The organism is Alteromonas sp. KC3 (genome assembly GCF_016756315.1).
In the GTDB taxonomy this organism is placed as follows: domain Bacteria; phylum Pseudomonadota; class Gammaproteobacteria; order Enterobacterales; family Alteromonadaceae; genus Alteromonas.
On record NZ_AP024235.1, the window covers coordinates 3120399 to 3144161 of the forward strand.

The following is a 23763-nucleotide window of genomic DNA, read 5'->3' on the forward strand; positions in this document are numbered from 1 at the left end:
ACGTTGAAAGTAACTATGTCAGCAGTACAACAACCTACGCAAAAAAATCAAGGTTTCTTTGGAAATCTTGCCTTTAACATCATCATTCCTGTCGTTTTGATGAGCTACGCAAGTTCCGAAGATTACTTAGGCCCCGAATGGAGCATTGTCGCGGCACTGAGTTTCCCAATTGGCTATGGCTTATGGGATTTAAAAGCGTCGGGTAAAGTCAATGGCTTTTCTATATTAGGTATTATCAGTGTTTTACTGACAGGCGGGTTTAGTCTTCTTAAATTACCTGCTGATTACATCGCTATTAAAGAGGCCGCTATTCCTGGTCTTATTGGCATTGCTATTCTTGTCACGCAATACTCAAATAAACCACTGGTTAAGATGTTGGTGCTAAACGATCAAATTATTAATTGGCCCCACTTAAATGCTGTGCTTGATGCAAAAGGTAAACAGGCTGAGTTCAAAAAGAAAATAGCGGTAAGCTCTTACATTGTAGCAAGTTCATTCTTCTTATCATCGGCGCTTAACTACATATTGGCAAAAGTGATTTTAGTGAGCGAACCAGGCACTACTGCCTACACAGAAGAGCTTGGCCGAATGACAGCCCTCAGCTATCCCGTCATTGTTATTCCAAGCATGGTGCTACTTATTGCAGCGCTATGGTATTTATTTGCTCAGATAAAAAAGGTTACTGGCGAAGAGCTTGACGACTTCATCAATCAATAAGTACATCTGCGCTACCTGATTACAATACGAGTTTACAAAAGCGGCACTGACAAGTAGTGCGCTTTTGTTTTTATCATTTGGTTTTTAACCAAAATGCCATTCTGTTGCGTATACTGAAGACACTGTTTTGTTAGCGTTTTTTTGAGTTTACGCATTTATGCTTACCATCAATGGTCTGTCTAAGTCCTTTTCTTCTGATGTACTGCTTTTAGACCGTTTGTCACTAACGGTCAAGGCAGGTGAATCAGTGAGCATTCAAGGTGCATCAGGGTGTGGAAAATCTACCCTACTCTCACTTATTGCCGGTTTCGATGCACCTGACGAGGGTCAAATCTATGTAGGAAACGAGCGCATTTTTGATAGCCACGTAACTGCCAGCAAAAGCGCATCTATTAAAGGGCCTGCTACCACGGGCAAACTTGATGATTTTCGCAAGCAATACCTTGGCATTGTATTTCAAAGCTATAACCTTTTTGACTGTTTCAACGCTTATGACAACATTGCCTTTACGTCTCGGTTAAAAGGCAATTTTGATGCAGAGTATCAGCAGCATTTAATGCAAGAGTTGGGGATCGCCCATCTTGCCAAAAAGCCAATTCACCTGCTATCTGGTGGCGAGCAACAGCGCTGCGCCATTGCTCGCGCATTGGTACACCGCCCTGCTTTGGTACTTGCTGATGAACCCACGGGAAACTTAGACGAAGCAACCAGTGATGTAGTCTCAACATTATTGTTTGATGTTTGTCGCAGCACTAACACAGCGCTTGTCGTAGTAACCCATAGCCAAGAAGTGGCAGAAAAAGCCGTTATGAAAACCAAACTTCACGGTGGAAAGCTGGTTTCACTTACCAATAACCAAAGTGCATGCGGATGAAAAGCGACCTGCACACTTTCGGATTAACATTAAAAACGCTTTTTGCAATGGCAAAAAAGCGATGGCTGGAGCCGCTTCTCATTATTGCTGCTATTGCAGTAGCCAATGCAGGTCTTATAACAGTATTGCTTATCAATGAAGGCGCAGAACAAGGCGAGTTATTAGAAAGCAAAGACAAGCTATTTACTGACAATGTATTGGTCCCCATCAACAGCGACCTGTCGCTAACTAAAGAAGATTATGTAAAAGCGCGATTGGCGGGATTTACTCAACTTGCCGCGCTGGCTCAGCGCACTGTGCGCGTATCATGTGGCGACACGTCATCAAGAACATTCAATGTCAACGTCATGGGCGTAGACACCCAAGTACTGATGAGTCACTTTGCTAGCGTATCGACTTTACAAAACGGCGGCGCATGGCTTAGCACAGAAATGCAGGGGCAGAAAAATACCTCTGTGAGAGGCCTCATGCACCCTGCTACATTGGGCGAAATAGCATGTAAAAACCTTGTGTCGTCAGACGTAAAATGGCCATCGATTATCAATCCTGTTGTGAGTGCTGCTGTTCCCCAAGATACTATAGTTATCGCTATTGCCGACTTTTATCGGCACCAAGTTTCACCACAAAATACACCGCTTTCTGGTTTGTTATCGTTAACGCCGTTGTCCAGTCAGGACATAGAAGCGCTAAACAGCATTACGTCAGTCCCATTAGTTAAACCTCAAAATACGCTTGCTCAAGAAACAGGGTCACTCCCAGATAGCTTTAAACTGAACCTTTGGGCAATGAGCGCACTTATGGGGGTTGTTGCGCTGTTCATTGTGTTAAACGCGCTTAACCTGATGTACCGCACGCGTTTGCCCAATATGATTCGACTAAGACAGCTAGGCATTCAAAGCTATATTCTATCCTTAGCACTTGTTGCTGAGCTTCTGATCTACTGTGTCTTTGGCATCCCCCTTGGCATGATAGCTGGTTTTAATGCGGCCTCCTGGCTATCCCCAGTGATTAGCGGTACGTTTTCTTCTTTGTTTAGCGCTGTCTTTGTTACGCCAGACGTCAATTTGCTTTCGATATTTTTATTTGCACTTATTGTGACCTTTACTTCGCTGGTTGTGTTTTCACTGTTGCCAGTTACCCAACTAGCCAATGCCCTCTCGCACCATAAAATAAAGCAAGAAAACCAGGCTTCTTTAGCGCAAGCTAGTGTGATTTCATGCATAGTGCTTTTGGTACTTTATCTGTTGTCACACTTCGTTTCTTCCACAACACTCGCACTTGGCTATGTTGCCGCATTACTGCTGTGTAGCTGCGCGTTGATCTTACTTTGGTTGCCTATTTTGACCAAATGGCTTGCTACAGTTACGCCAAAGCGTTGGGTGGTGTTATTTTTTGTTGTTTCAAATATGCAGTCGCTTTCATCTAAGTCGCGATTGGCCGTTTGCGCGTTTTTTATCGCACTTACCGCCAATATTGGTATGAATACCATGACAAGCAGTTTCCGAGACGCGACTGTTGACTGGTTAAAGCAACGCCTTTATGCCCCTGCATACCTTTATACTGATATGCTGTATTCAGATATCGTGTTGCCAGACAGCCTCGATGCAACCCCCTTGATGAGGTTGAAAGCCACCTTGAATGAGCAGACCATTTCTGTCTCTAGCTACCCTCTTCATACCGAGGGACAAATCGCATTGCTACTTGATAATGCTGTGAATGATGCGTGGGAGCAGTTTTCAAAAGGCCAAGGGGTTTTTATTAATCAACAATTGGCACTGATGAACAACGTACGCATTGGTGACACACTTTCTTTGTCGAACTATTCATTGGCAACAAACAGAAGCGGTTTAGACAAGAACATCACTACCCTTACGGTTGATAGCGACACCCTAGACGATACCCTGTTTAGTAAAAAGCAAGCGTGGCGTGTACTGGGTATATACCCTGACTACGGCAATACACAAGGGCAAGTATTTGTCCCCCTTCCCCGTTTATTGTCAGCTCGTAAGGAAAACAGTGGACTAAATAACATGTTGTTTTCTGGGGCTATGGCACTGTATCCAGCCACTCAAAATTCAGCGTCTCCAAGCAACCTAACAGACAGCACACTAACAGACAGCGCGATAACCGCGTTGGCGGCACCATTTGGCAATGCCTATTCAAAAACACACCTACTTAACCAGTCGCTTAAGGTTTTTGATCGCACGTTTTTGCTAACCGATGGACTGAATATCACCACGCTTGTCGTCGCCGGCATTGCCTTTGCGGTATCGTTAACGGTTTTAGCTTTAGGTAACGCTCCGCAATTGAATACATTACGGGCACTGGGTGTCAGTCGCCTACAAGTGAAAAGCGCGCTGTTTACGCAATATTTTTTGCTTTGCCTTGTCACCGCGATATTGGCCATTCCCTTTGGTATTTTCTTAGCTTACGTGTTTATTGTTATGGTAAACAGGTACGCATTTAACTGGGTGTACCCCATCGTTATTCAGACTGACGTAATCATGTCCAGCGTGATGCTATCGCTTGCCATTGTGTCACTGGTTTTACTTTTGCCACTTGGGAAACTTAAACCAAAGGTAGACCTTCGTCAGGAGGTACAGCTATGAATAAGCCATTGAAACACATAGGTCTATTCTTAGTTGTCGCAGGCATTACCGTGTTTTTTAGCTTTTTGCTGATACCAGAAACAAAGAACACACCTAATAAAGACAGTGCGCCTTTAGCCCAAAACGACAGGCCTCGACAATTTTTCGGTGGCATAACAGCACAAGATGCAGACACCGCCGCACGAAGTTTCGCGCAGGTAACAAAAGATAAGCCTTTAACCTTGCCTAACGATCACAAAAGCCATCCAGATTATCAGTTAGAGTGGTGGTATCTCACGTTTGTGTTAGAAGATGACCACAAAAATGAGTACGGCCTTCAGTATACGCTGTTTAGATTTAAGTCCCCTAGCAGTAATAAAGCCAGTGAAAGCAATTGGGCAAATACACAACAATGGATGGGGCATGTTTCACTACACACCAACACACAGCACTATTTTGAAGAAAGGTTTGCAGCAGGTGGTGTGGGTAATGCTTATGTTAATGGCAGTCCGTTCGAAGCTATTATAGACGACTGGTTATGGAGTACCTCGGCTTCAAACAATATTCAATCCATGTTCCCGTCATCCCTAAACCTATCACTGAAAAGCAAAAATGCCACGGGAAAAAGTTCGCCATCACGAGACCAAGCACTTGCATTGGGCGAATCAGTGTCTATTGATTTATCGCTAGATACTTCAGGCCCATTTGTAAAGCAAGGCGATAATGGATATAGCCGAAAAACGCAAGATGAACGACTTCGCTCATACTATTACAGCCAACCGTTTATCAACGCAAAAGGAAGCCTACTTATTAATGGAAAGTCAATTGGTGTAAAAGGACTTGGGTGGTTTGACCATGAATGGACCAGTCATCTTGCCAACAGCGATGCCATGGGCTGGGATTGGTTTTCGCTGCATTTAGACAATGGAGACAAACTCATGGCATTTCGTATGCACTCTGCTCCATCGAATTCTGCAACTGCCCTGTCAGATATTTTTACTACTGGTACTTATATAACCTCAAGCGGCCTTAAAAAGACGTTGTCAGATGAACAATTATCAATAATACCTGTAGAAAGCGAAACTATTGCAACTCGAACTGGGCCGCACGATGTCCCCACGTCATGGCGTATAGTGCTTAAAGACACGGCCAGTGATCTTGCACTTGATCTTAATATAAGCCCCTTTAAAGCCAATCAATGGAACGAAAGCGCATTTCCCTACTACGAGGGACGCGTTAATGTATCGGGTACTCATACTGGAACAGGCTTTTTAGAGCTAACCGGCTACTAATGCGTAAGGCCTAGTAAATTGACCAATTAATACGCTCACTAAGCGATGTTAATGCCGCCACACCCAGTTGTGAATTACCCACACTATTAAGCGCTGGCGAGAATACGCATATAGAAAAACGACTAGGCACTACAGCAACAATGCCACCGCCTACGCCACTTTTACCTGGAAGACCTACCTTAAAAGCAAAACTTCCTGCCTCATCATACATACCACTTGTTGCCAATAACGCATTAACCTGCTTGGTTTGGTATGGCGTGAGTACTTGCTCATTGGCACATGAAGACATGCCCGCATTCGCTAAAAAGCTGGTCGCACGCGCTAAGTCTTCACAGCTCATTTCAAGGGCACAGTTATGGAAATAATTGCGAAGTACATCTTCAACCTCATTCTCAAAGTTGCCGTATGCTTTCATCAAGTAAGCCATAGCGGCATTTCGAGAACGGTGTTCAAACTCAGACTCTGCCACCACTTTGTTTACAACAATGTCGCCATTGCATGACAATCTTCGTACGAAGTCACGCATAGCAATATGGGGGGAGGCAAACCGCGACTGAACCATGTCGCTCACCACCAGTGCGCCTGCATTGATAAATGGATTGCGTGGAATACCATTCTCATATTCAAGCTGTACCAGTGAATTAAAGGGCAAACCAGAAGGTTCACACCCTACCCGTTCCCACATACTTTCACCATAGTGATTAATGGCAAGAACAAGGTTAAACACCTTCGAAATACTTTGAATTGAAAAAGGGACGCCAGCATCACCTATAGACGTAATTTGACCTTGAGTATCACAAATAGCAATACCAAACTGACGAGGGTTTACAGACGCTAATGCGGGTATATAGTCGGCGACCTTACCCATTCCCAGCATGGGTTCGACTTCGTCAAAAATGTCCTGTAGCAAGTTGTGCATGTCGTTATTCATCAATACCACTTCTGTTATTGGTGTGTATAAAAATAAAGCGCCTCTAGGGCGCTTTACCAATACAAATCGTTTGTGTTAGTTGCAGTGCCAATCTTCTTTGAAGTTACATGCATCATCGTCATCGGTAAGCTCGATATTGGTTTCTACTTTAGTTTCAGCAGGAACGTTCTTTTTAAACGGCTTTTTATCTAAAAAACTGAAAATCTTTTTCGCAATATCAGTGTTATCAATTTGGCCCATAAAGCTGGTGTATCCAGCACCGAATGCAAATACTTCTACGTCTACACCCGTGTGGCCACCGGTAGTCCATCCAGTATTGGTTTTGGTGTCTAAAAACGCCTTAACCGCCATAAAGCGGGATTTGTCATCTTGGTTAGCTACGCTTTCAAGGGTAGCAAGTTCTTCTTCCGTTAACGACAAGCCAAGATTCTGAGCGACATACTCACCTGGTTTTTCTTCGTTAGGCATTGCCATAGCAATTGTCATTACTGATGCCTGCATATTTTTTAGGTGCTCTGGGCTCCAGCGATAATCACCATTTGCACCAATGGTAAGTCCACCCGTGCTGTGGTCAGCAGTGAGTATTACCAAGGTGTCAGGGTTAGCTTTAACATAGTCGCGCAAATACTCCATAGTTTGCGCAAGGTCGTGCATTTCTGCCATAGCAGATGCGATGTCATTTGCATGGCCCGCCCAATCAACTTGGCTCGCCTCTACCAGCAAGAAAAAGCCATTGTCGTTCTCAAGATGCTTGATCGCATTTTTCGTTAGGTACTGAAGGCGATTTTTACGCTTGTCATCGAGTACTGCTGGCAACGCTACAGGCGCAAACAAACCAAGTACATTACTACCAGCAGGAATTGATGCTAGACGATTATAAGAATCGGCATATTCATATCCTGCATCGATAAATTGCGCGAGAATATCGCGATCTTCACGCTCGAAATAAGACGTTCCACCACCTAACATGACGTCGGCAACAAATTTGCCGTCTACACGGACGTCATAAAAATCTTCAGCAATTTCGTTGTAGTTTTTACGGCTTTCATTGTGTGCAATATAAGAGGCAGGCGTTGCATGAACAATTTGCGAAGTCACTGCAAGTCCAGTACGCATGCCTTTACTTTTGGCATAATGCATTACGGATTTAACAGGTTTCTTATTAACGTCTACGCCAATAGCGCCATTATAAGATTTTACGCCCGTGGCCAATGCAGTCGCAGCCGCAGCAGAATCAGTTACATAACCAGAGACTTTTGCAGGATACGTTGAGGCATTGCCCACTAAAATGTCGTCAAACACAACCGTTTCAATATTGTCAGTGGCAGGGTCATCAACATAGTTGCGATAGGCTGTGGTATACGCGGGCCCCATACCGTCGGCAACAACCATTATAATGTTTTTTGGTACATTACTTTGAGACGCGGTTGTTGGCGCAGAAGACGCTGCGTTATCAGTGATGCCACAGCTTGCTAAGAACGTAACTGACGCACACGCTAATAACGATGTACGAACAAATTGTTTAATCATCTAAACTTCCCTGAAGTATGTACGCACTACCTAGTGATTAATAGACCGATAATGCGCATAAAAAAATGCTTATTTCTCTGTCGCGCTTAAGTGTGCTTCTTTAGACTTTCGCCCTGAAACGCTTTTTTGTCAGAGCACGCTCTGCGCGTAAGTTTATATTATACGAGTGTTCTCTGTGCACTAGCGAAAAGCACATTGCACCTGCACACGGCGACAGGTGCCATTAGTGTAAAACACACACAGTGTATCCTCAAAGCTTTCCGCAAAAATAATAAGTGTTACAAAAATATTGGCCAAATACAGATTTGGTCACACAAAGGCATGAACCGCCGTCAAATTAAGGCGGAGGTAAGAGAAAGCAGCGGTAGGAAATTTATTTTTGACTGACTAAAAATTCTCGCAGGCGCTGCTGCGCAACATCAACAAGCATATCTGGCTGAAACTTTGAAATAAAACGGTTACACCCTACTTTTTCAACCATCGCATCATTAAAACTGCCACTAAGTGATGTATTAAGTGCAATAAACAGGTCGTCCATTCTAGGGTCATTTCTAACCTCTGAAGTAAGTCTATACCCATCCATTTCCGGCATTTCAGCATCGGTAAACATCAATAGAATTTCGTCCGATGGGCGTTTACCTTCATCTGCCCATGACTGCAATAATTTAAGCGCTTCTGCACCGTTTTTACGCTCAATAATTGACACACCTAATTGTTCTAGTGTGTCGCGTATTTGTTTACGGGCCGTGCCTGAATCATCAACGATCAAGATCTGTTTACCGTTAAAGTGATTTACAATTTCAGTATCAAGCACCTCTTCTGAAATCGAGGTATCGTAATCAATGATTTCAGCTAATACTTTTTCAACATCAATGATTTCTACAAGCTCAGTTTTTCCATCAATATTCACCTGAGTTATAGCGGTTAAATAGTTTGACTTGCCAATACCGCTAGGTGGCGGTTGGATATCGCCCCACGACGTATTAACTATGCTTTTGACTTCACCAATAATGAAGCCCTGAACACTGCGGTTGTACTCTGTGATAATAACGTTTTTGGCAAAGTCTTCTGCAACTGTAGAGCGCATCTTAATTGCCTGGCGAAGGTCGATGATGGGGATAGATTTACCTCTATAATTCATCACACCTTTCAAATTATAGTGCGAGCCTGGCATCATATTGAGCTTGGGAACGTTTATTACCTCTTTGATTTTAAAACCGTTCATTGCAAAAATATGACGAGTGCCTAACTGAAACATCAAAAGCTCAAGCCTATTCTCGCCAACAAGCTTGGTTCTCTGATCGACCGACGATAAGACACTGTTACCCATATCACTCACTTTTCTTTATAAATCAATGCACTTAATGATACATATCGCATCATCGCGACAATCTACCTTGCACTTGCGGGCAAGGCAATTACTCTTTTCGGTAATCTATCAATTAAATTGTAGACCCACGCGCCTTACTTTGCTGTGAAGTGCAAGGTGTAGCGCATAGTGCGTAGGTTCACAGTAACATTTAACTCATCACGTATTTGCCCCCTACTCCACTCGATACTCTACCCGACACCTATCCACAAACATTCACCAAATGAATGGCGGCAATGCTGATTATATATTTCTATTATTCAACTTTGCGCACTAGGATGAAATGGAACTAACGGGAACGCCCTACAGCGTAATCGCTAATAACGTTAAGTATTTTAATTATAGTCGGGAGAGACGCTCATGTCGCAATATCAACAAGACATTGATAACTTCGCCACATTAAAAGCAGCACAGAAAGGAACATGGGAAGGTATTAACCCTGAGTTCGCTGCTCGCATGAAAATTCAAAACCGTTTTAAGACGGGCCTAGACATCGCTCGCTATACGGCAAGCATCATGCGCAAAGACATGGCTGAATATGACGCAGATTCGTCTCAGTACACACAGTCACTAGGTTGCTGGCATGGCTTCGTTGGTCAGCAAAAAATGCTTTCAGTTAAGAAGCATCAAGGTACCACGAATAAAAGCTACCTTTACCTATCAGGTTGGATGGTAGCAGCGCTACGCTCTGAGTTTGGTCCACTTCCAGACCAATCTATGCATGAGAAAACATCAGTATCAGCGCTTATCGAAGAACTTTACACTTTCCTTCGTCAAGCTGACGCTCGTGAGCTAGGTGATCTTTTCCATAAACTCGACGACGCAAAGAAAAATGGCGGCGATGTAGCGGCCATCCAAGCGGAAATCGACAACTACGAAACACACGTAGTACCAATTATCGCTGATATCGATGCGGGTTTTGGTAACGAAGAAGCAACTTACCTTCTAGCTAAGCAAATGATTGAAGCTGGCGCGTGCTGTATTCAAATCGAAAACCAAGTGTCAGATGCGAAGCAATGTGGTCACCAAGACGGCAAAGTAACGGTTCCACACGAAGACTTCCTAGCTAAAATCAACGCAGTTCGCTATGCGTTCTTAGAACTTGGCGTAGATGAAGGTGTTATTGTTGCACGTACCGATTCTCTAGGTGCTGGTCTTACTCAAAAGATCCCAGTGTCTACTTCTGAAGGCGACCTAGCTGCACAATACAATGCATTCTTGAAAACGACTGACGTTGCAAGCGCAGACGACCTAGCTGAAGGCGACCTAGTACTTAAGCAAGGCGGCAAGCTTGTTAAGCCTGAGCGTTTACCAAACGGTCTATTCCGCTTCAAAGAAGGTACAGGTTTTGACCGCGTAGTACTTGACTGTGTGACTTCACTTCAACACGGTGCAGATCTACTTTGGATTGAGACTGAAAAGCCTCACGTGGGTCAAATTGCTGAAATGGTTAACGCTATCCGTGAGCAAGTACCTAACGCGAAGCTGGTATACAACAACTCGCCATCTTTCAACTGGACGCTTAACTTCCGTCAGCAGGTATTTGATGCATGGACTGAAGAAGGCAAAGACGTTTCTGGTTACGACCGTGCGAAACTTATGTCTGCAGACTACGACGACAGTGAACTTGCAGCGGCAGCAGACGAGAAGATTAAGAGCTTCCAGGCTGATGCAGCGCGTGAAGCAGGCATCTTCCACCACCTTATCACTCTGCCGACTTACCACACTGCGGCACTGTCAACTGATAATCTTGCGAAAGGTTACTTCGGTGAAGAAGGTATGCTTGCATACGTTCGCGGTGTTCAGCGTCAAGAAATCCGCCAAGGCCTAGCGTGTGTTAAGCACCAAGCAATGGCTGGCTCTGACCTAGGTGACACGCACAAAGAATACTTCTCTGGTGAAGGTGCACTTAAGGCATCTGGTGAAGACAACACTATGAACCAGTTCGACGTATAAAGGTACGTTTGAAATAAGTTAACTGGAAAGCATCCCAACCTTTCCAATGGGCACCTTCGGGTGCCCTTTTTCGTTTTTAACGAAAAGCGATCTTAAACGCCTGCCCCATAACATTCATCTCATTTATTTTCTTCGCAAAAAGAAATTTTGTACTTTTTAAACTAAGAATCATCAAAAAAACATATAAAAGATAAAATTCAAAAACTTAACTCATCATGAATTTAAAAATTAAGACTAAACGCTTATCTGACATTCAAAACAAAAACGCGTACAATAGATATGTTTAATTAGGTTCAAAAAGAGCATTACAATAATGAATATAGCGAAGGTCGACCTTAATCTATTAGTTTATTTAGATGTACTGTTACGAGAAGGGAGCGTCACAAAAGCCGCTAACCAGTTGAGTATTACACAACCGGCCATGAGTAATGGTCTAAAACGCCTGCGCGACTTATTTAAAGATCCACTGCTGGTACGCACCAGTGACGGCATGACACCGACAAAACGCGCGTTAGAACTTCAACCCATTATTCGCGACGTATTAAGCCGCCTAGAAAGCTCGATTCAACCAGAAACCGACTTCGACCCACTTACGAGTGACAGAACCTTCCGCATTATGACCAGTGACTATGCTGAAAGTACATTGTTACTCGAACTCGTTGGAAGACTTGCAGATTTAGCGCCCAACATCACCCTCGATTTAATTACTCCCAGTGACGTAACATTTCACGATGTGGAGCAAGGCAAAGTTGATATGGCCATAAACCGTTTCGACGAATTACCACTGTCATTTCACCAAAAAGTCATTTGGTACGATACCTTTAGCTGTGTGATGAGTGCTGACCACCCGCTAGTAGCAAAATGTGATTTAGACGGCTACTTGCGCGCACAACATATTTGGGTAAGTAAAACAGGCTTTGGCGTTGGCGTGGGCATCGACCCCAACGAAGTCCAAAAATTAGGTTGGGTAGATGCTGAGCTTACAAAAATCGGTAAACAACGCGCAATTCGCGTTTTCACTCGTCACTATCATGCTGCATTACAAATTGCGAAAAAGCAGAAACTTATTGCAACCTTGCCAAGCAAAGCCGCGCGCTTGTTCAAACACGATCCTGATGTGGTGATCAAAGAGCCGCCTTTTGATATACCGCCTATTGCGCTAAAAATGGCGTGGAGTGCATTGTTACACCACGATGCAGGTCATATCTGGCTACGTAGGCTAATTAGCGATGTTGCTAGTGAGATGAATGCTGGCTAACCCCTATCATTCACAAAATATATGACAAAGATACAAACCATAAATTAAAAAACTATCTCTATACACACTACACTGAATGCACAGTTAAATGTATAGAGGTAGTTATGCAAGGATATATTACTCGAGGCCGTCTACAGGTTGCCGAACAACTCGACAACTTCATTAATCAACAGGCCCTCCCAGGAACAGGCGTAGAGCAAGACGCCTTTTGGAAAGGTGCAGAAGCCCTCTTCGCAGAATTTATTCCTCAAAACCGAGCGCTGCTAGAAAAGCGAGAACAATTACAGCGCGCTATCGACGACTACCATAAAGCCGGCAACCCGGTGAATGGCAGCGAATACACTGAATTTTTGAAATCAATCGGCTACTTAGTAGAACAACCATCAGACGTGTCAGCAAAAACAACCAATGTCGACGCTGAAATAGCCACAATGGCGGGCCCACAACTTGTCGTTCCCATCAACAACGCTCGCTATGCACTTAACGCGGTAAATGCGCGTTGGGGCAGCTTATACGACGCCCTTTATGGTACTGATGTTATTAGTGACGAAGGTGGCGCAGAGGCAGGAAAGACCTATAACCCTGTACGAGGTGCAAAAGTCGTTGCAAAAGCCAAAGCCTATCTTGATGCTATGATCCCACTTGCTAAAGGCAGCCACGCCGATGTGAGTGCTTATAGCATTGAATCGGGTAAGCTTTCGGTAACACTTGTCGATGGTGATGTTACTACGCTTGCCGACAGCGAACAGTGGCAAGGCTATCAAGGTGATATTGCTGCACCTAGCGCTTTACTGTTTGCTCATAACGGTCTTCACTTTGAAATTCAGATAGACCCTACTCATCCAATTGGTGAAAGTGACCCCGCTAACGTAAAAGACGTACTTGTAGAAGCAGCACTTACTACCATTATGGATTGCGAAGACTCTGTAGCAGCGGTAGATGCCGAAGACAAAACCCTTGTTTACAGTAACTGGCTGGGCTTAATGAAGGGTACGCTTAGTATCGAGATGACCAAAGGTGGGAAACAGCTTGTTCGTGCTATGCACGAAGACCGCGTTTATTCGCCATCTAAGCATGTTGCACATCAAGGCGAACTTTCATTAAGTGGAAGAAGCTTGATGTTTGTGCGTAATGTTGGCCACCTTATGACAAATGATGCCATGTTGTTTGACGGCGAAGAAGTCCCTGAAGGCATTATGGACGGACTTGTAACATCGCTTATTGCCAAGCACGACTTACTCGGTAACAGCACGTTCAAAAATAGCCGTGAAGGCAGTATTTATATTGTTAAACCGAAAATGCATGGTCCAGAGGAAGTTGCATTCTCAAATGCGCTTTTCGGCAAAATAGAAACGATTATCGATGTGCCTGCCAATACGTTGAAAATGGGTATCATGGATGAGGAACGCCGCACCAGCATTAACTTACAAGCGTGTATTGCCGAGGCAACGTCTCGTGTTGTATTTATTAACACCGGTTTCTTAGACAGAACGGGTGATGAAATTCACACTTCAATGCTGGCTGGCCCATTTGCCGAAAAGGCAGCGCTAAAAACAATGCCTTGGATAAAGGCTTACGAAACAGCGAACGTTGCTATTGGTTTGCGCTGTGGCTTATCAGGTAAGGCACAAATCGGCAAAGGCATGTGGCCAATACCCGATGAAATGCAAAATATGATGGACGCTAAAATTGGTCACCCTAAGGCGGGAGCGAACACAGCATGGGTGCCTTCTCCTACGGCAGCAACTCTGCATGCTCTTCACTATCACGATATAAATGTATTTGACGTGCAAAAGTCATTAGATGCAGATTTTGATGGTTTAAGCGACATATTAACCATTCCATTATTAGAAGACGCGTCGACACTCACACGCGATAGTATTAAGCGTGAAATTGATAATAATGTGCAAGGTATTCTCGGCTACGTGGTACGTTGGGTGCACCAAGGTGTTGGCTGCTCTAAGGTACCTGATATAAACGATGTTGGTTTAATGGAAGACAGAGCAACCTTGCGAATTTCATCACAGCACATAGCAAACTGGCTGGAGCACGGTATTGTCAGCGTCGACCAAGTTAAAGAGTCGTTGGCTCGTATGGCTGTGTTGGTTGACGAACAAAACAGTGGCGACCCTGAATATATCCCTATGGCACCTGATCTTGAGAATTCGATTGGATTCTTGGCTGCCAGCGACCTGATATTCAAGGGTAAAGAACAACCAAGTGGTTATACCGAACCATTGCTTCACGCTCGCCGCAAAGAAATGAAGGCTAAATTGGCGAGTTAATAGTTTGCAATTTGGCACGCTCATATTCTCAATTTGAGAATATCTTTTCGCAAAAGGCACCACTCGGTGCCTTTTTTGTGTCAGATAATTTTACAAAAATATAACGTACAAATATCACACCATGTTAAATATTTGTAAATAAAGACAACTCCAAAACTGGTACGTAGTATGCACCATACAACAGTACATAGTAGTTCCGATGCAATTGCAGAATTGGAGTTAGCTAATGAAAAGCATAATTAAACGCTTAGCCATTTGTGTAACACTGCTTATCGTTTCTGGTCTTGTTAATGCCACCATAATAAGTTCTTCAGTGGGCTGTAACGTTAACAATGTTCAGTTAACCAGCATGACAAATGTCGGCAGTAATACCAACTTATTAAGCCAAGACTATAGTGCAACGGAATGTGCTTTTTATTACGGAAATGATGATGCCCACGGCGTAAGCTCACCAAATCCGAATATTGGACAGTTAAACGATGGCCTATTAAACGGTGAAGCCGGGTTTGACTACTTTCACTTCATTGACCCAAGCGATCTCCAAATACTTGATATAGACCCATCAACAGGTCAACCCGATGGGGTGGCAGATGATCCAGGCTGGATCCACCTTGCAAATCTCAATAGTAATTTTGTAGAAACATACTCTGACATAGGGCCTGCGCCGCTAGGTGATGGCTCTGTATTGAAAGGGCAAAAATCTTCACCCAGTGATACTGCACCAAGCCTTGATACCCTGCTAGACATTACTTTTGCATGCACAAGTGGAACAACGGGCGATTGTAATGCCGGTACATGGAATTTAGATATTCTTGATTTGTCAGGATTAGTGAATACCGTCAGTCAACTACTTGGGCGCGCAGCCCTATTTGATCAGCTCGCCATATCAATAAAATCAGGTACGCCTGGTGGAGCGCATACTTCCATTATTTATAATATCGACTTCAAAGACATTTTTGCCGCGGAAAACAATCCAGCAATACTCAATCTTCAAACGCCCTATAACTTAGGCGGTACATTTAATACGAACGACATTGGCGGAAAAGGTGTATCGCATATCAATGTGTGGGCTCGAGACCCCGCACAAGCAATCACGGTTTCAGCACCTTCCATATTTATGCTTATGACCCTTAGCCTCACGATGCTAATGATATCGAGACGCTTGCGATTTAATTAAACCCAAGTGGCCGTTAGTTGGTAAAGGATGAAGATAGTTGGCCGTATCTGCTTGATGTATAGACGATGGTCGGGGTGGTTATATAACTGTCCTCGGCTATTATTAATTTATCAGCAGTTCTGTAGAGTATTATAAATGTCCGCATTACCTACTTTAACACCCACTGTACAGTCTCGTATAGTTCCTATTTTTTCTGGTGGTGGCACACGTTTAAGTGCACATATCGGTATCATATCAGCGCTGCAGGACATGACCATAGGTTTCGATACTCTGGTCGGAGTGTCTGGAGGTTCTATTATTGCCTCTTTGTATGCCAAAGGTTACTCGGTAAGTGAAATGCGAGAATTAGCGCTGCTTACTGACTTCAAACAATTCACTGACTTTTCGTTAATACGACTGTTACGCGAAGGGGGGCTTTCTTCGGGTGATGTGTTTCAAAAATGGATTGATGCCCAGCTTGAGGGAGCGACTTTCGAAGATTTGTCTCTGGATCTCCACATTCTTGCGACTGACGTAAACGGCGGCGGCCCGGTTTTATTCAATAAAAAAAACGCTCCACAAATGAAAGTTTCAGAAGCGGTGCGGTATTCCATGTCTATACCGCTTATTTTCTCATTTAAACCGTTTAAAGAGCACCTTTTGGTGGATGGTGCCATTTTGTCTGAAGACGCGTTATTTGAGGATTGGCGAGGTGATGGCACACCTTCAGTGTGCTTTAGACTTCAAAGCACCGAACAAAAGCGCAAAGCAATAAAGAAAAACGTTCTACAACTCCCTCAGTATGTTGGCATGCTTATTCGTACATTTATGACAGCAATATCCAGAGAATATGTAAATGCTAAGTATTGGCACAATACCGTTGTTGTAAATACTGGCGATATTTCAGCAGTAGACTTCTCTCTGTCTCCGGAAATAAAGAATACGCTATATGAGATGGGGTATAGGACAACGAAAGAGTTTCTACCCAAAAAATGTGCAGGACTTATGGCTTATGAGTCAACGCATCTATAAGGCAAAGCGCTGTTTTATAAGAAAGAGAATGTGGCTTGATAAACGACAGGTGGTACACTGCTGCAATAATAGCATTGGCGCAGTGTACCTATTCTAGACTACACCTCGTAGAAGTTGCGGTACCAATCGACAAATGCATTAACGCCTGTCTCAACATCAGTACTTGGCTTATAACCCGTATCTTTTACCAGTGATGAAACATCTGCGTAAGTGTCAGGTACATCCCCAGGCTGCATTGGCAACAAATTCTTCTTCGCTTCAATGCCTAATGCATTTTCTAGTGTTTCAATGAATTTAAGCAAGTGTACCGGCGTTTGCGCGCCAATATTGTACACTTTATATGGCGCCTTACTTGTACTCGGGTCAGGGTTGGCACCATCCCAGTTGTCATTTGGTTTCGCTACGTTATCGAGAGAACGTACTACACCTTCGACAATATCGTCTATATAAGTAAAATCACGGCGATGATTCCCGTAATTGTATACGTCTATAGTCTTACCTTCTAAAATAGCCTTCGTGAACTTAAACAGCGCCATATCAGGGCGGCCCCATGGGCCATACACGGTGAAAAAGCGCAATCCTGTAGTTGGTAAGTTGTAAAGATGGCTATAAGTATGCGCCATTAATTCGTTAGCTTTCTTAGATGCTGCATAAAGACTAACCTGATGATCTACATTGTGCTGTTCCGAAAACGGCATAGTCTCATTGGCGCCATACACCGAACTTGAAGAGGCATACACCAGGTGTTCAACGTTATTGTGACGACAACCTTCTAAAATATTACCGAAGCCCACAATGTTTGAATCTATGTAAGCGCTTGGGTTTTCAAGTGAATAGCGAACACCAGCTTGTGCGGCAAGGTGTACAACTCTATCAAATTTGTGCGCTTCAAACAGCGAAGACATTTTTTCACGCTCTTCAACGCCCATTTCAACAAATGAAAACAAGCTAGAGGCATCTGAAGCCTTCAATTGGGCCAAGCGCGCGTGTTTTAAGTTCACATCGTAATAGTCGTTTATGTTATCAATACCGACTACTTCGTCACCTCTATTAATAAGGTATTGTGATACTGCTGCCCCAATAAACCCGGCAGCGCCGGTGACTAAGATTTTCACTTTTCTCTCCCAAAAATATTAGCGTGAGCTATTTAGATGTCCCTTCAGTTTCGAAGACGTGCTTTCCAAAAATTTGCTCTATAAGTGCTCTAATCGACTTAACAGAAAGATGATAAATCAGCAGCATCAATGGCATTTTGCACCAGTGTCCCCTGACCCAAGCCATAAAGCTAGCAATATTCCTGCCTTTTACGTCACACAATGGATGATGAGGCGATAAAGCTTTGTCCATAAAGCTGTCCAACACGAAAAGCTTATGAGCTGTGTAAGGTATATCTTGCGTCAGCTTGCTGGGCAGTGGAAAACCTAGCTTCTTGCTACTGTAACGGCAAGCCAAAAATAACTCGCGGTAAAAACCGGTTTCTTTCGCTAAACCAATAGCTTCGTCCCAAAAGTCATCGTCTCCAAAGTCTGCAATTAGAGACGCTATGTCATAAAGATCGCGATGCGCCTGTTTGAACGTCTCGTTAAATATTAAATGGATACACGAGTGCACAAGCATTGCATGCGGCTTTAGTACTGTAACGCCATTGACTTCCATTGTTTGTGCAAGAAACGCATTAATGTCGGGCGCTTTCCCTGAAATGGGCGGTACCAAATTATGATGGATATCCACCACCGTCCCTCGCCTAGATTGCACCAATGGAGGGATCTCATGTGCCCACTCTCGATAATAGCGCTCGTCATGGTCATTAATAGGTTTACTCATCCAACCTTTGAATAAAAGGCTCTTTTCCACTTTCTCCAAGCAGTTTTTAGGTACCAGAACGTCAATATCTGAAAACAATCGTCCCTTTGCCACTGACAAATCTGCTAAGCAATAAGCAGCGCCCTTTAGATAAAGGCATTGTGGTGTAACCGCTTGAATTGAGCTCGACAATAGTGAAACCTCATACTTCAAATGGTCGGCTTGGCGATTTGCCATTATTCGCGCATTCTCTAAATGTCCTCTTACGACACTGGGAAACGTGTCTAATAAACCATGCTCTTCACTTTTAAATGCGAACAGTGCTAACAAGCGCTCAAATCGCAAAATTTTAATGAAGCTAGACCACCAAGCGTCGCTTTTATCAAGGCAAGAAGCTGGGTTTAATACCGCATCAATAAATGCTTGTTCTGTGATCGTCTGTTTATGAGAGGACATCATTTTCCAAGAAACTCTGGAGCTCTTCCAAATTATTATACCTAACTTCAAAGGTCTTACTTTTCTCTACTAAGTTAGTTAGCGTAGAAAAGCCCAAACCGCCTAAAACACCATAATTGAAGGCATTAGTAGTAAGCGTTGAAAAAGCCTCTGCTTTACTTAATTCATAAATATCACAATACGTATCAGCTGAGTACTGAGGATAGACAATTGCAACTACTTCAGCCTTTTCCCGACGCGCGTCCCAAGAAGCTGTTGGTGGAGATAAATGAACGACATCGCCTTTGTGTGTATTAGGTGATATATGAGAAAAGCGCCCCGAAGGAAACCATGACTTGGCTAAATTAATCGCATTATTTTTTAGGCAAATGGGCCGTACAAATGGCGTTACCTCAGTAGTATTAGGTGTCATTAGAGCCATTTCATCGGAAAGCAGACGCCAGCCATTGTGACTGAGCCAACTTGTAAGTGTACTTTTGCCAGAACCAGGTGGTGCAGGAAACAATATCGCTTTGTTATTTTTTGCCAGCACCGCAGAGTGTAAAATTACATGCCTAAACTCGTGAGCACTTACTATCCAATTGAGTCCCCACTCGAACATGGCGAGCGATTTATCAGATGGCATGGGTAAAAACGGTTCTCGCTGGTCACAGAAAAATTGTGTTTGTGGTTTTAGCAAGCGCCGAAGCAGGCTGGCATGTTTAATTTCTACATCATAGGTGGGCAGCGTCAGCGTTGAATCATCTCGCAAAACGTCGCCATAAAGCATTTCAATGCTGTCGGCTACTTGCGGTATGTCTGTTTTTATTGCAAAGGAAAATGGATGGGTATCCAGCAAAAAACTACTTAATGCCATTCTGCTTTAATAAATCCTTTTTTGACGAGCGCCTTTCTGACTTGCTCAGCATTCTCGTCCACATTTTCATTCGCCTCAAATGCGTTTATTAAACTTTGAGGACCCACTGTTGCAACGAAAACTTCATTACTAAATGTAGAATAAATCGTCATTCCACTATGATCAGAAAAGGCGTGATAAATCACGCCTTTTTCAAAGTACAAATGCAGACCATTACACATGATGGTCCACTAAGAATGTAGCTAACTCTTCTGCTACAGCTTTCTCATTGCCACTAGCGTTATTGTGCAAATATCTTGCAAACTCGTACTCATCAGCGAACAGACCCGGATTGCTCGACCCGCCGAGACTAGAATTAAATGTCTTTAGAATTGGAAAATGAATAGTTTCACCACCAATAGTCTGGCCGTGGTTTGCAGCATTAAGGATCATCTCTGCAATGTAACAATTGATATTACTAGGCCCAGAACGCTTGCCTTTAATATTGCCGTCGCCACCACCAACATTTTTTATTACTTCATAAAGCGTGACATCTAGCATTTCAGAATTCGTAAGAATATCGCCATTTTTATGCTTCATGATACCGGCATTACCATAACCAAATGGTTTGTTACCCGTGTATTGAGAGTACTTTGCATTGATTGAAACTGCGCCCCAATGACTCGTCCAGTTCTTCCACTTTCCAGGTGAAAGTAGAGCAATCGGAGTTGTTCCAGCATAATCAGAACCGTGACCTGATGCGGCGATGGAACCAGCAATTAGAGAGTCCTGCCCCCACACTGATGCAGCAGGAAGTGACGCTAGGATTGCGCCAGCAGATGTTCTCTTTAAAAACTTACGACGAGAGCTTCTTTTCGCTTCATCGTTTTTATTCATATTGTCCATTCTAACCACATCCTCAAAGACTTAACTCAACTACGATTGCATACTTTGCAAAAATCAAGCCAAGAAATAAAACATTGATTTGATTGAAGTTTAATTCGCGCCAGTTGAAAACTGTAAAAAATACCAACAGTAAAATATACTGCTACTCCCAGATTATAAGCTATATGAAAATTTCGACAACCTCGATGCAGAAGTATTTGACGGGTAGATACGCTTTAACATTGATTTCGTATTGTTAATCTGCGCTTCTAACTATACTCTGCCATAACAAACCAGTATTTAAGGTATATATATGAATCCTTTGATCGACATTCTCTCTCGCGAATTGGCTGATATTTGTGAAATTACTGCCTCTGAAAGCGCTAGAGATAATAAGTTGCTCAACACAGAAGGATTCGAATCAACTATATCCATTATCGCTACGCCATCCGATAAACAGGCAATACAAAAAATTCTTCATATCGCAAACTCCCCCGACGTATATGATGTACCTGCGTTTAGCATATACCCTGTAGGCACCGGCAAGAATTGGGGGTATGGGTCTGGGTTACCGAGTAATCAAAGCGCTACAGTGGTATTACTCGACCTCTCAAAGCTAAACGATATTACCTATTTCGATAGTGAAAACGGCATTGTCACACTTGAACCAGGTGTTACTCAGCAACAACTATTTGATTTTTTAACTGAACAAAACGCACCATTTATGGTGCCCGTTACGGGCGCAGGGCCCAGCGCAGGTATAGTAAGTAATGCCCTTGAACGTGGCTATGGAATAACGCCAACTGCAGATCATTTTACCGCCGTTACGAATTTGAAAGGCTACCTGGCAGACGGCAGCTTTTACGAATCGTCGTTAAAGGTGATGAGTGATGAAGCGGGTGGTGATGAAACCAACTGCTATGTCGATAAAACCTTCAAGTGGAAACACGGGCCTTACCTAGATGGTATTTTCACGCAGTCAGGCAATATGATTGTTACTGAAATGACAATAGCACTTGCTAGGATAAAACCCGCTTTCGATTCGTTTTACATGCGCTTTTATGAGAAGGACAGCTTTGAAACAGCTTATAGCGTAGTGAAAGAAATATTCAACAACTTGGAAGGCGTTGTTGGCTCAATCAATTTAATGGATAAACGCAGAATATGTTCGATGGTCGCGGAGAACCCTCAAGGAGCCCAAAGCCACTCGGTTATGACTGAGCACCAAGTTGAAGCAATTGCAAAGCAATACGACGTGCCAGAATGGACCGTAGTGGGTACTATTTATGGCACAAATAATGTAGCGAAAGCTGCCAAGCGCGACATTCGTAAAATTGCAAAAGGAAAGGCAAACCAAATATTATTTTCAAGTAGCTTGCTAGTAAAAATAGGGCAACTGGTAACCAAGTTGCTGCCATTAAGTGCACTAGATAACGCAAGAATACAACTAGAAAAGCTTGAAAAGGGAATGGAAGTAATGCGCGGCAAGCCTAGTGAAGTCGCTCTACCTCTAGCGTATTGGCGTAATCCACGAGTAAAACCTGGCGTTCAATCTAAGCTATTACACCCAGCAAAAGATAGCTGCGGCTTATTATGGTACGCGCCATTAGTCCCTGCCAAAGCTCCAGATATGTCTAAGTTCATCGAAATGATTAGGCGCATAACGCCCAAATACAATATCGAACCAATGATTACCTTTACTAATTTAAGTGGTATATCAACGGATAGCACAATACCCATTGTATTTGATCGCGAAAACCCTCAAGCGATTAAAGACGCGCAAGCGTGTTTAAACGAACTGGTCTGTGAAGGTTTGAAGCGTGGGTTTATTCCCTATCGATTAAACATAGAGCAGCAAAAGAGCCTGAATGCTACGAGTACCTACTGGAAGGCAGCGGGAAAAATAGCCGCCGCACTCGATCCCAACGGCATAATAAGCCCAGATAGGTATAACCCTTATAAACCGCAGTAATTTACATTTTATGAATGGCCACACATAGGAACAAGTCTATAAGCCGTGCTGCTTCAGTAATGACAATGCATGAGTAATTGGGATTGCGTAGCTAATACCGCTTGGCGCTGACAATGCCGACTCTTTACCTTGACTGACAAATACCTTGTTAATCACGCCAACCGCGTGTCCTGTTTTGACATCATAAACTGGGCTTCCAGAGTTCCCTGGATACGCAGTGGCATCGAGCTGATACACTAATTCAGGTTGCTTTAAGCGCTTGAGCATACTAACTGTTAACTGATCTGCATTTTGCGCAGGTATTGCGTCTGGTGTGATAGCCGAGATCATTCCTTTGTGGGTAGCAGGATATAGCCCTATCGCAGCACCTATTGGGAACCCAGTGAATGCAACATCAGTCCCCGGGGGCAGCAAAGCGCCCTCTGCTAGATTGACTGGTTTCAATTTACCTTCGAACTTTAATACGGCGAGGTCGTGCACAGGGTCGATACCCAACACCTCAGCTTTATAGGTTTTAACGTCTCTGCCCTCCCCCGAAATAACGACAAAATACTGCACAATTGTTGGGTCGAGGATCTTTGATACAACGTGATAATTCGTAATAACATGTTTGCCATCAGCAACTACAAATCCCGTCCCTAAAACCTGATTGCCGTTCGCTTCAAGCGGTGTATAAAGCCCAATGGCTACTACAGACGGCGTGACTTCTTTCACTACCTCAGGAAACACCGCAAACGCTTTAGCGCTAAAAAGCATAAAACTGAATACAAATGAAGTTAGCAGGCGACGAGTAAATATCGTAGTCTTTGCCATACATACTCCTT

19 protein-coding genes are annotated in these 23763 nt (G+C 43.5%); 10 read left to right on the forward strand and 9 right to left on the reverse strand.

All coding sequences use genetic code 11. The features are described 5' to 3' along the window. Positions 1–15 precede the first annotated feature (15 nt). From JN178_RS13945 to JN178_RS13960, 4 genes are all read left to right on the forward strand, one after another. Positions 16–717 (forward strand): VC0807 family protein, encoded by a 702-nt coding sequence (locus JN178_RS13945; RefSeq protein WP_159627074.1) that lies wholly within the window; start codon positions 16–18, stop codon positions 715–717. Positions 718–874: 157 nt separating this feature from the next. Beyond that, positions 875–1591: an ABC transporter ATP-binding protein gene (locus JN178_RS13950; protein ID WP_202262064.1), complete on the forward strand. Its 717-nt coding sequence runs from the start codon at positions 875–877 to the stop codon at positions 1589–1591. Further along, positions 1588–4200, forward strand: a complete 2613-nt coding sequence (locus JN178_RS13955; protein WP_202262065.1) for an ABC transporter permease — start codon at positions 1588–1590, stop codon at positions 4198–4200. Before JN178_RS13950 ends, JN178_RS13955 begins: the two co-directional genes overlap by 4 nt. Continuing rightward, complete coding sequence (locus JN178_RS13960; RefSeq protein ID WP_202262066.1) at positions 4197–5471, forward strand: lipocalin-like domain-containing protein; 1275 nt, start codon at positions 4197–4199, stop codon at positions 5469–5471. Before JN178_RS13955 ends, JN178_RS13960 begins: the two co-directional genes overlap by 4 nt. A gap of 10 nt (positions 5472–5481) precedes the next feature. On the opposite strand, the gene glsB is transcribed toward JN178_RS13960, so the two are convergent. The 3 genes from glsB to JN178_RS13975 form a co-directional block, all read right to left on the reverse strand. Further along, positions 5482–6390, reverse strand: coding sequence for a glutaminase B (gene glsB / locus JN178_RS13965; RefSeq protein ID WP_202266073.1), 909 nt, complete (start codon positions 6388–6390; stop codon positions 5482–5484). Between the two features lie 87 nt (positions 6391–6477). Continuing rightward, a complete protein-coding gene (locus tag JN178_RS13970) occupies positions 6478–7932 on the reverse strand; it encodes an alkaline phosphatase (protein ID WP_202262067.1) in 1455 nt (484 codons plus the stop codon). A 373-nt stretch (positions 7933–8305) separates the two neighbouring features. Beyond that, positions 8306–9262: a chemotaxis protein CheV gene (locus tag JN178_RS13975; RefSeq protein ID WP_202262068.1), complete on the reverse strand. Its 957-nt coding sequence runs from the start codon at positions 9260–9262 to the stop codon at positions 8306–8308. A 399-nt stretch (positions 9263–9661) separates the two neighbouring features. On the opposite strand from JN178_RS13975, the gene JN178_RS13980 reads away from it, so the two are divergent. The 5 genes from JN178_RS13980 to JN178_RS14000 all read left to right on the forward strand — a co-directional run bounded on the left by JN178_RS13980 (position 9662) and on the right by JN178_RS14000 (position 16988). Next, positions 9662–11257, forward strand: coding sequence for an isocitrate lyase (locus JN178_RS13980; protein ID WP_202262069.1), 1596 nt, complete (start codon positions 9662–9664; stop codon positions 11255–11257). A 313-nt stretch (positions 11258–11570) separates the two neighbouring features. Then, on the forward strand, positions 11571–12515 hold the full coding sequence (locus tag JN178_RS13985; protein ID WP_159627081.1) for a LysR family transcriptional regulator: 945 nt from the start codon (positions 11571–11573) through the stop codon (positions 12513–12515). A 104-nt stretch (positions 12516–12619) separates the two neighbouring features. Beyond that, a complete protein-coding gene (locus JN178_RS13990; RefSeq protein WP_202262070.1) occupies positions 12620–14800 on the forward strand; it encodes a malate synthase G in 2181 nt (726 codons plus the stop codon). 226 nt (positions 14801–15026) lie between these two features. Further along, on the forward strand, positions 15027–15977 hold the full coding sequence (locus tag JN178_RS13995; protein ID WP_202262071.1) for a hypothetical protein: 951 nt from the start codon (positions 15027–15029) through the stop codon (positions 15975–15977). Positions 15978–16112: 135 nt separating this feature from the next. Next, entirely contained in the window at positions 16113–16988 is an 876-nt protein-coding gene (locus JN178_RS14000; protein WP_202262072.1) for a patatin-like phospholipase family protein, read from the forward strand. A gap of 98 nt (positions 16989–17086) precedes the next feature. On the opposite strand, the gene JN178_RS14005 is transcribed toward JN178_RS14000, so the two are convergent. Genes JN178_RS14005 through JN178_RS14025 form a run of 5 tightly spaced genes read right to left on the reverse strand, consistent with a single transcriptional unit; the run spans position 17087 to position 20988 of the window. Continuing rightward, a complete protein-coding gene (locus tag JN178_RS14005; RefSeq protein ID WP_202262073.1) occupies positions 17087–18103 on the reverse strand; it encodes an NAD-dependent epimerase in 1017 nt (338 codons plus the stop codon). 28 nt (positions 18104–18131) lie between these two features. Then, positions 18132–19250, reverse strand: a complete 1119-nt coding sequence (locus JN178_RS14010) for a nucleotidyltransferase domain-containing protein (protein WP_202262074.1) — start codon at positions 19248–19250, stop codon at positions 18132–18134. Next, complete coding sequence (locus JN178_RS14015; RefSeq protein WP_202262075.1) at positions 19234–20103, reverse strand: HprK-related kinase A; 870 nt, start codon at positions 20101–20103, stop codon at positions 19234–19236. Before JN178_RS14015 ends, JN178_RS14010 begins: the two co-directional genes overlap by 17 nt. Further along, positions 20094–20324 carry a hypothetical protein gene (locus tag JN178_RS14020; protein WP_202262076.1) on the reverse strand — a complete coding sequence of 77 codons (231 nt, stop codon included), beginning with the start codon at positions 20322–20324 and terminating at the stop codon, positions 20094–20096. Before JN178_RS14020 ends, JN178_RS14015 begins: the two co-directional genes overlap by 10 nt. Beyond that, positions 20317–20988, reverse strand: a complete 672-nt coding sequence (locus JN178_RS14025) for a hypothetical protein (protein ID WP_202262077.1) — start codon at positions 20986–20988, stop codon at positions 20317–20319. The genes JN178_RS14020 and JN178_RS14025 overlap by 8 nt, the downstream gene beginning before the upstream one ends. Positions 20989–21280: 292 nt before the next feature. On the opposite strand from JN178_RS14025, the gene JN178_RS14030 reads away from it, so the two are divergent. After that, positions 21281–22939, forward strand: a complete 1659-nt coding sequence (locus JN178_RS14030) for an FAD-binding oxidoreductase (RefSeq protein WP_202262078.1) — start codon at positions 21281–21283, stop codon at positions 22937–22939. 36 nt (positions 22940–22975) lie between these two features. Here the strand turns inward: JN178_RS14030 and JN178_RS14035 are convergent, their stop codons facing one another. Further along, positions 22976–23752, reverse strand: a complete 777-nt coding sequence (locus JN178_RS14035) for a S1 family peptidase (protein WP_202262079.1) — start codon at positions 23750–23752, stop codon at positions 22976–22978. Positions 23753–23763 lie beyond the last annotated feature (11 nt).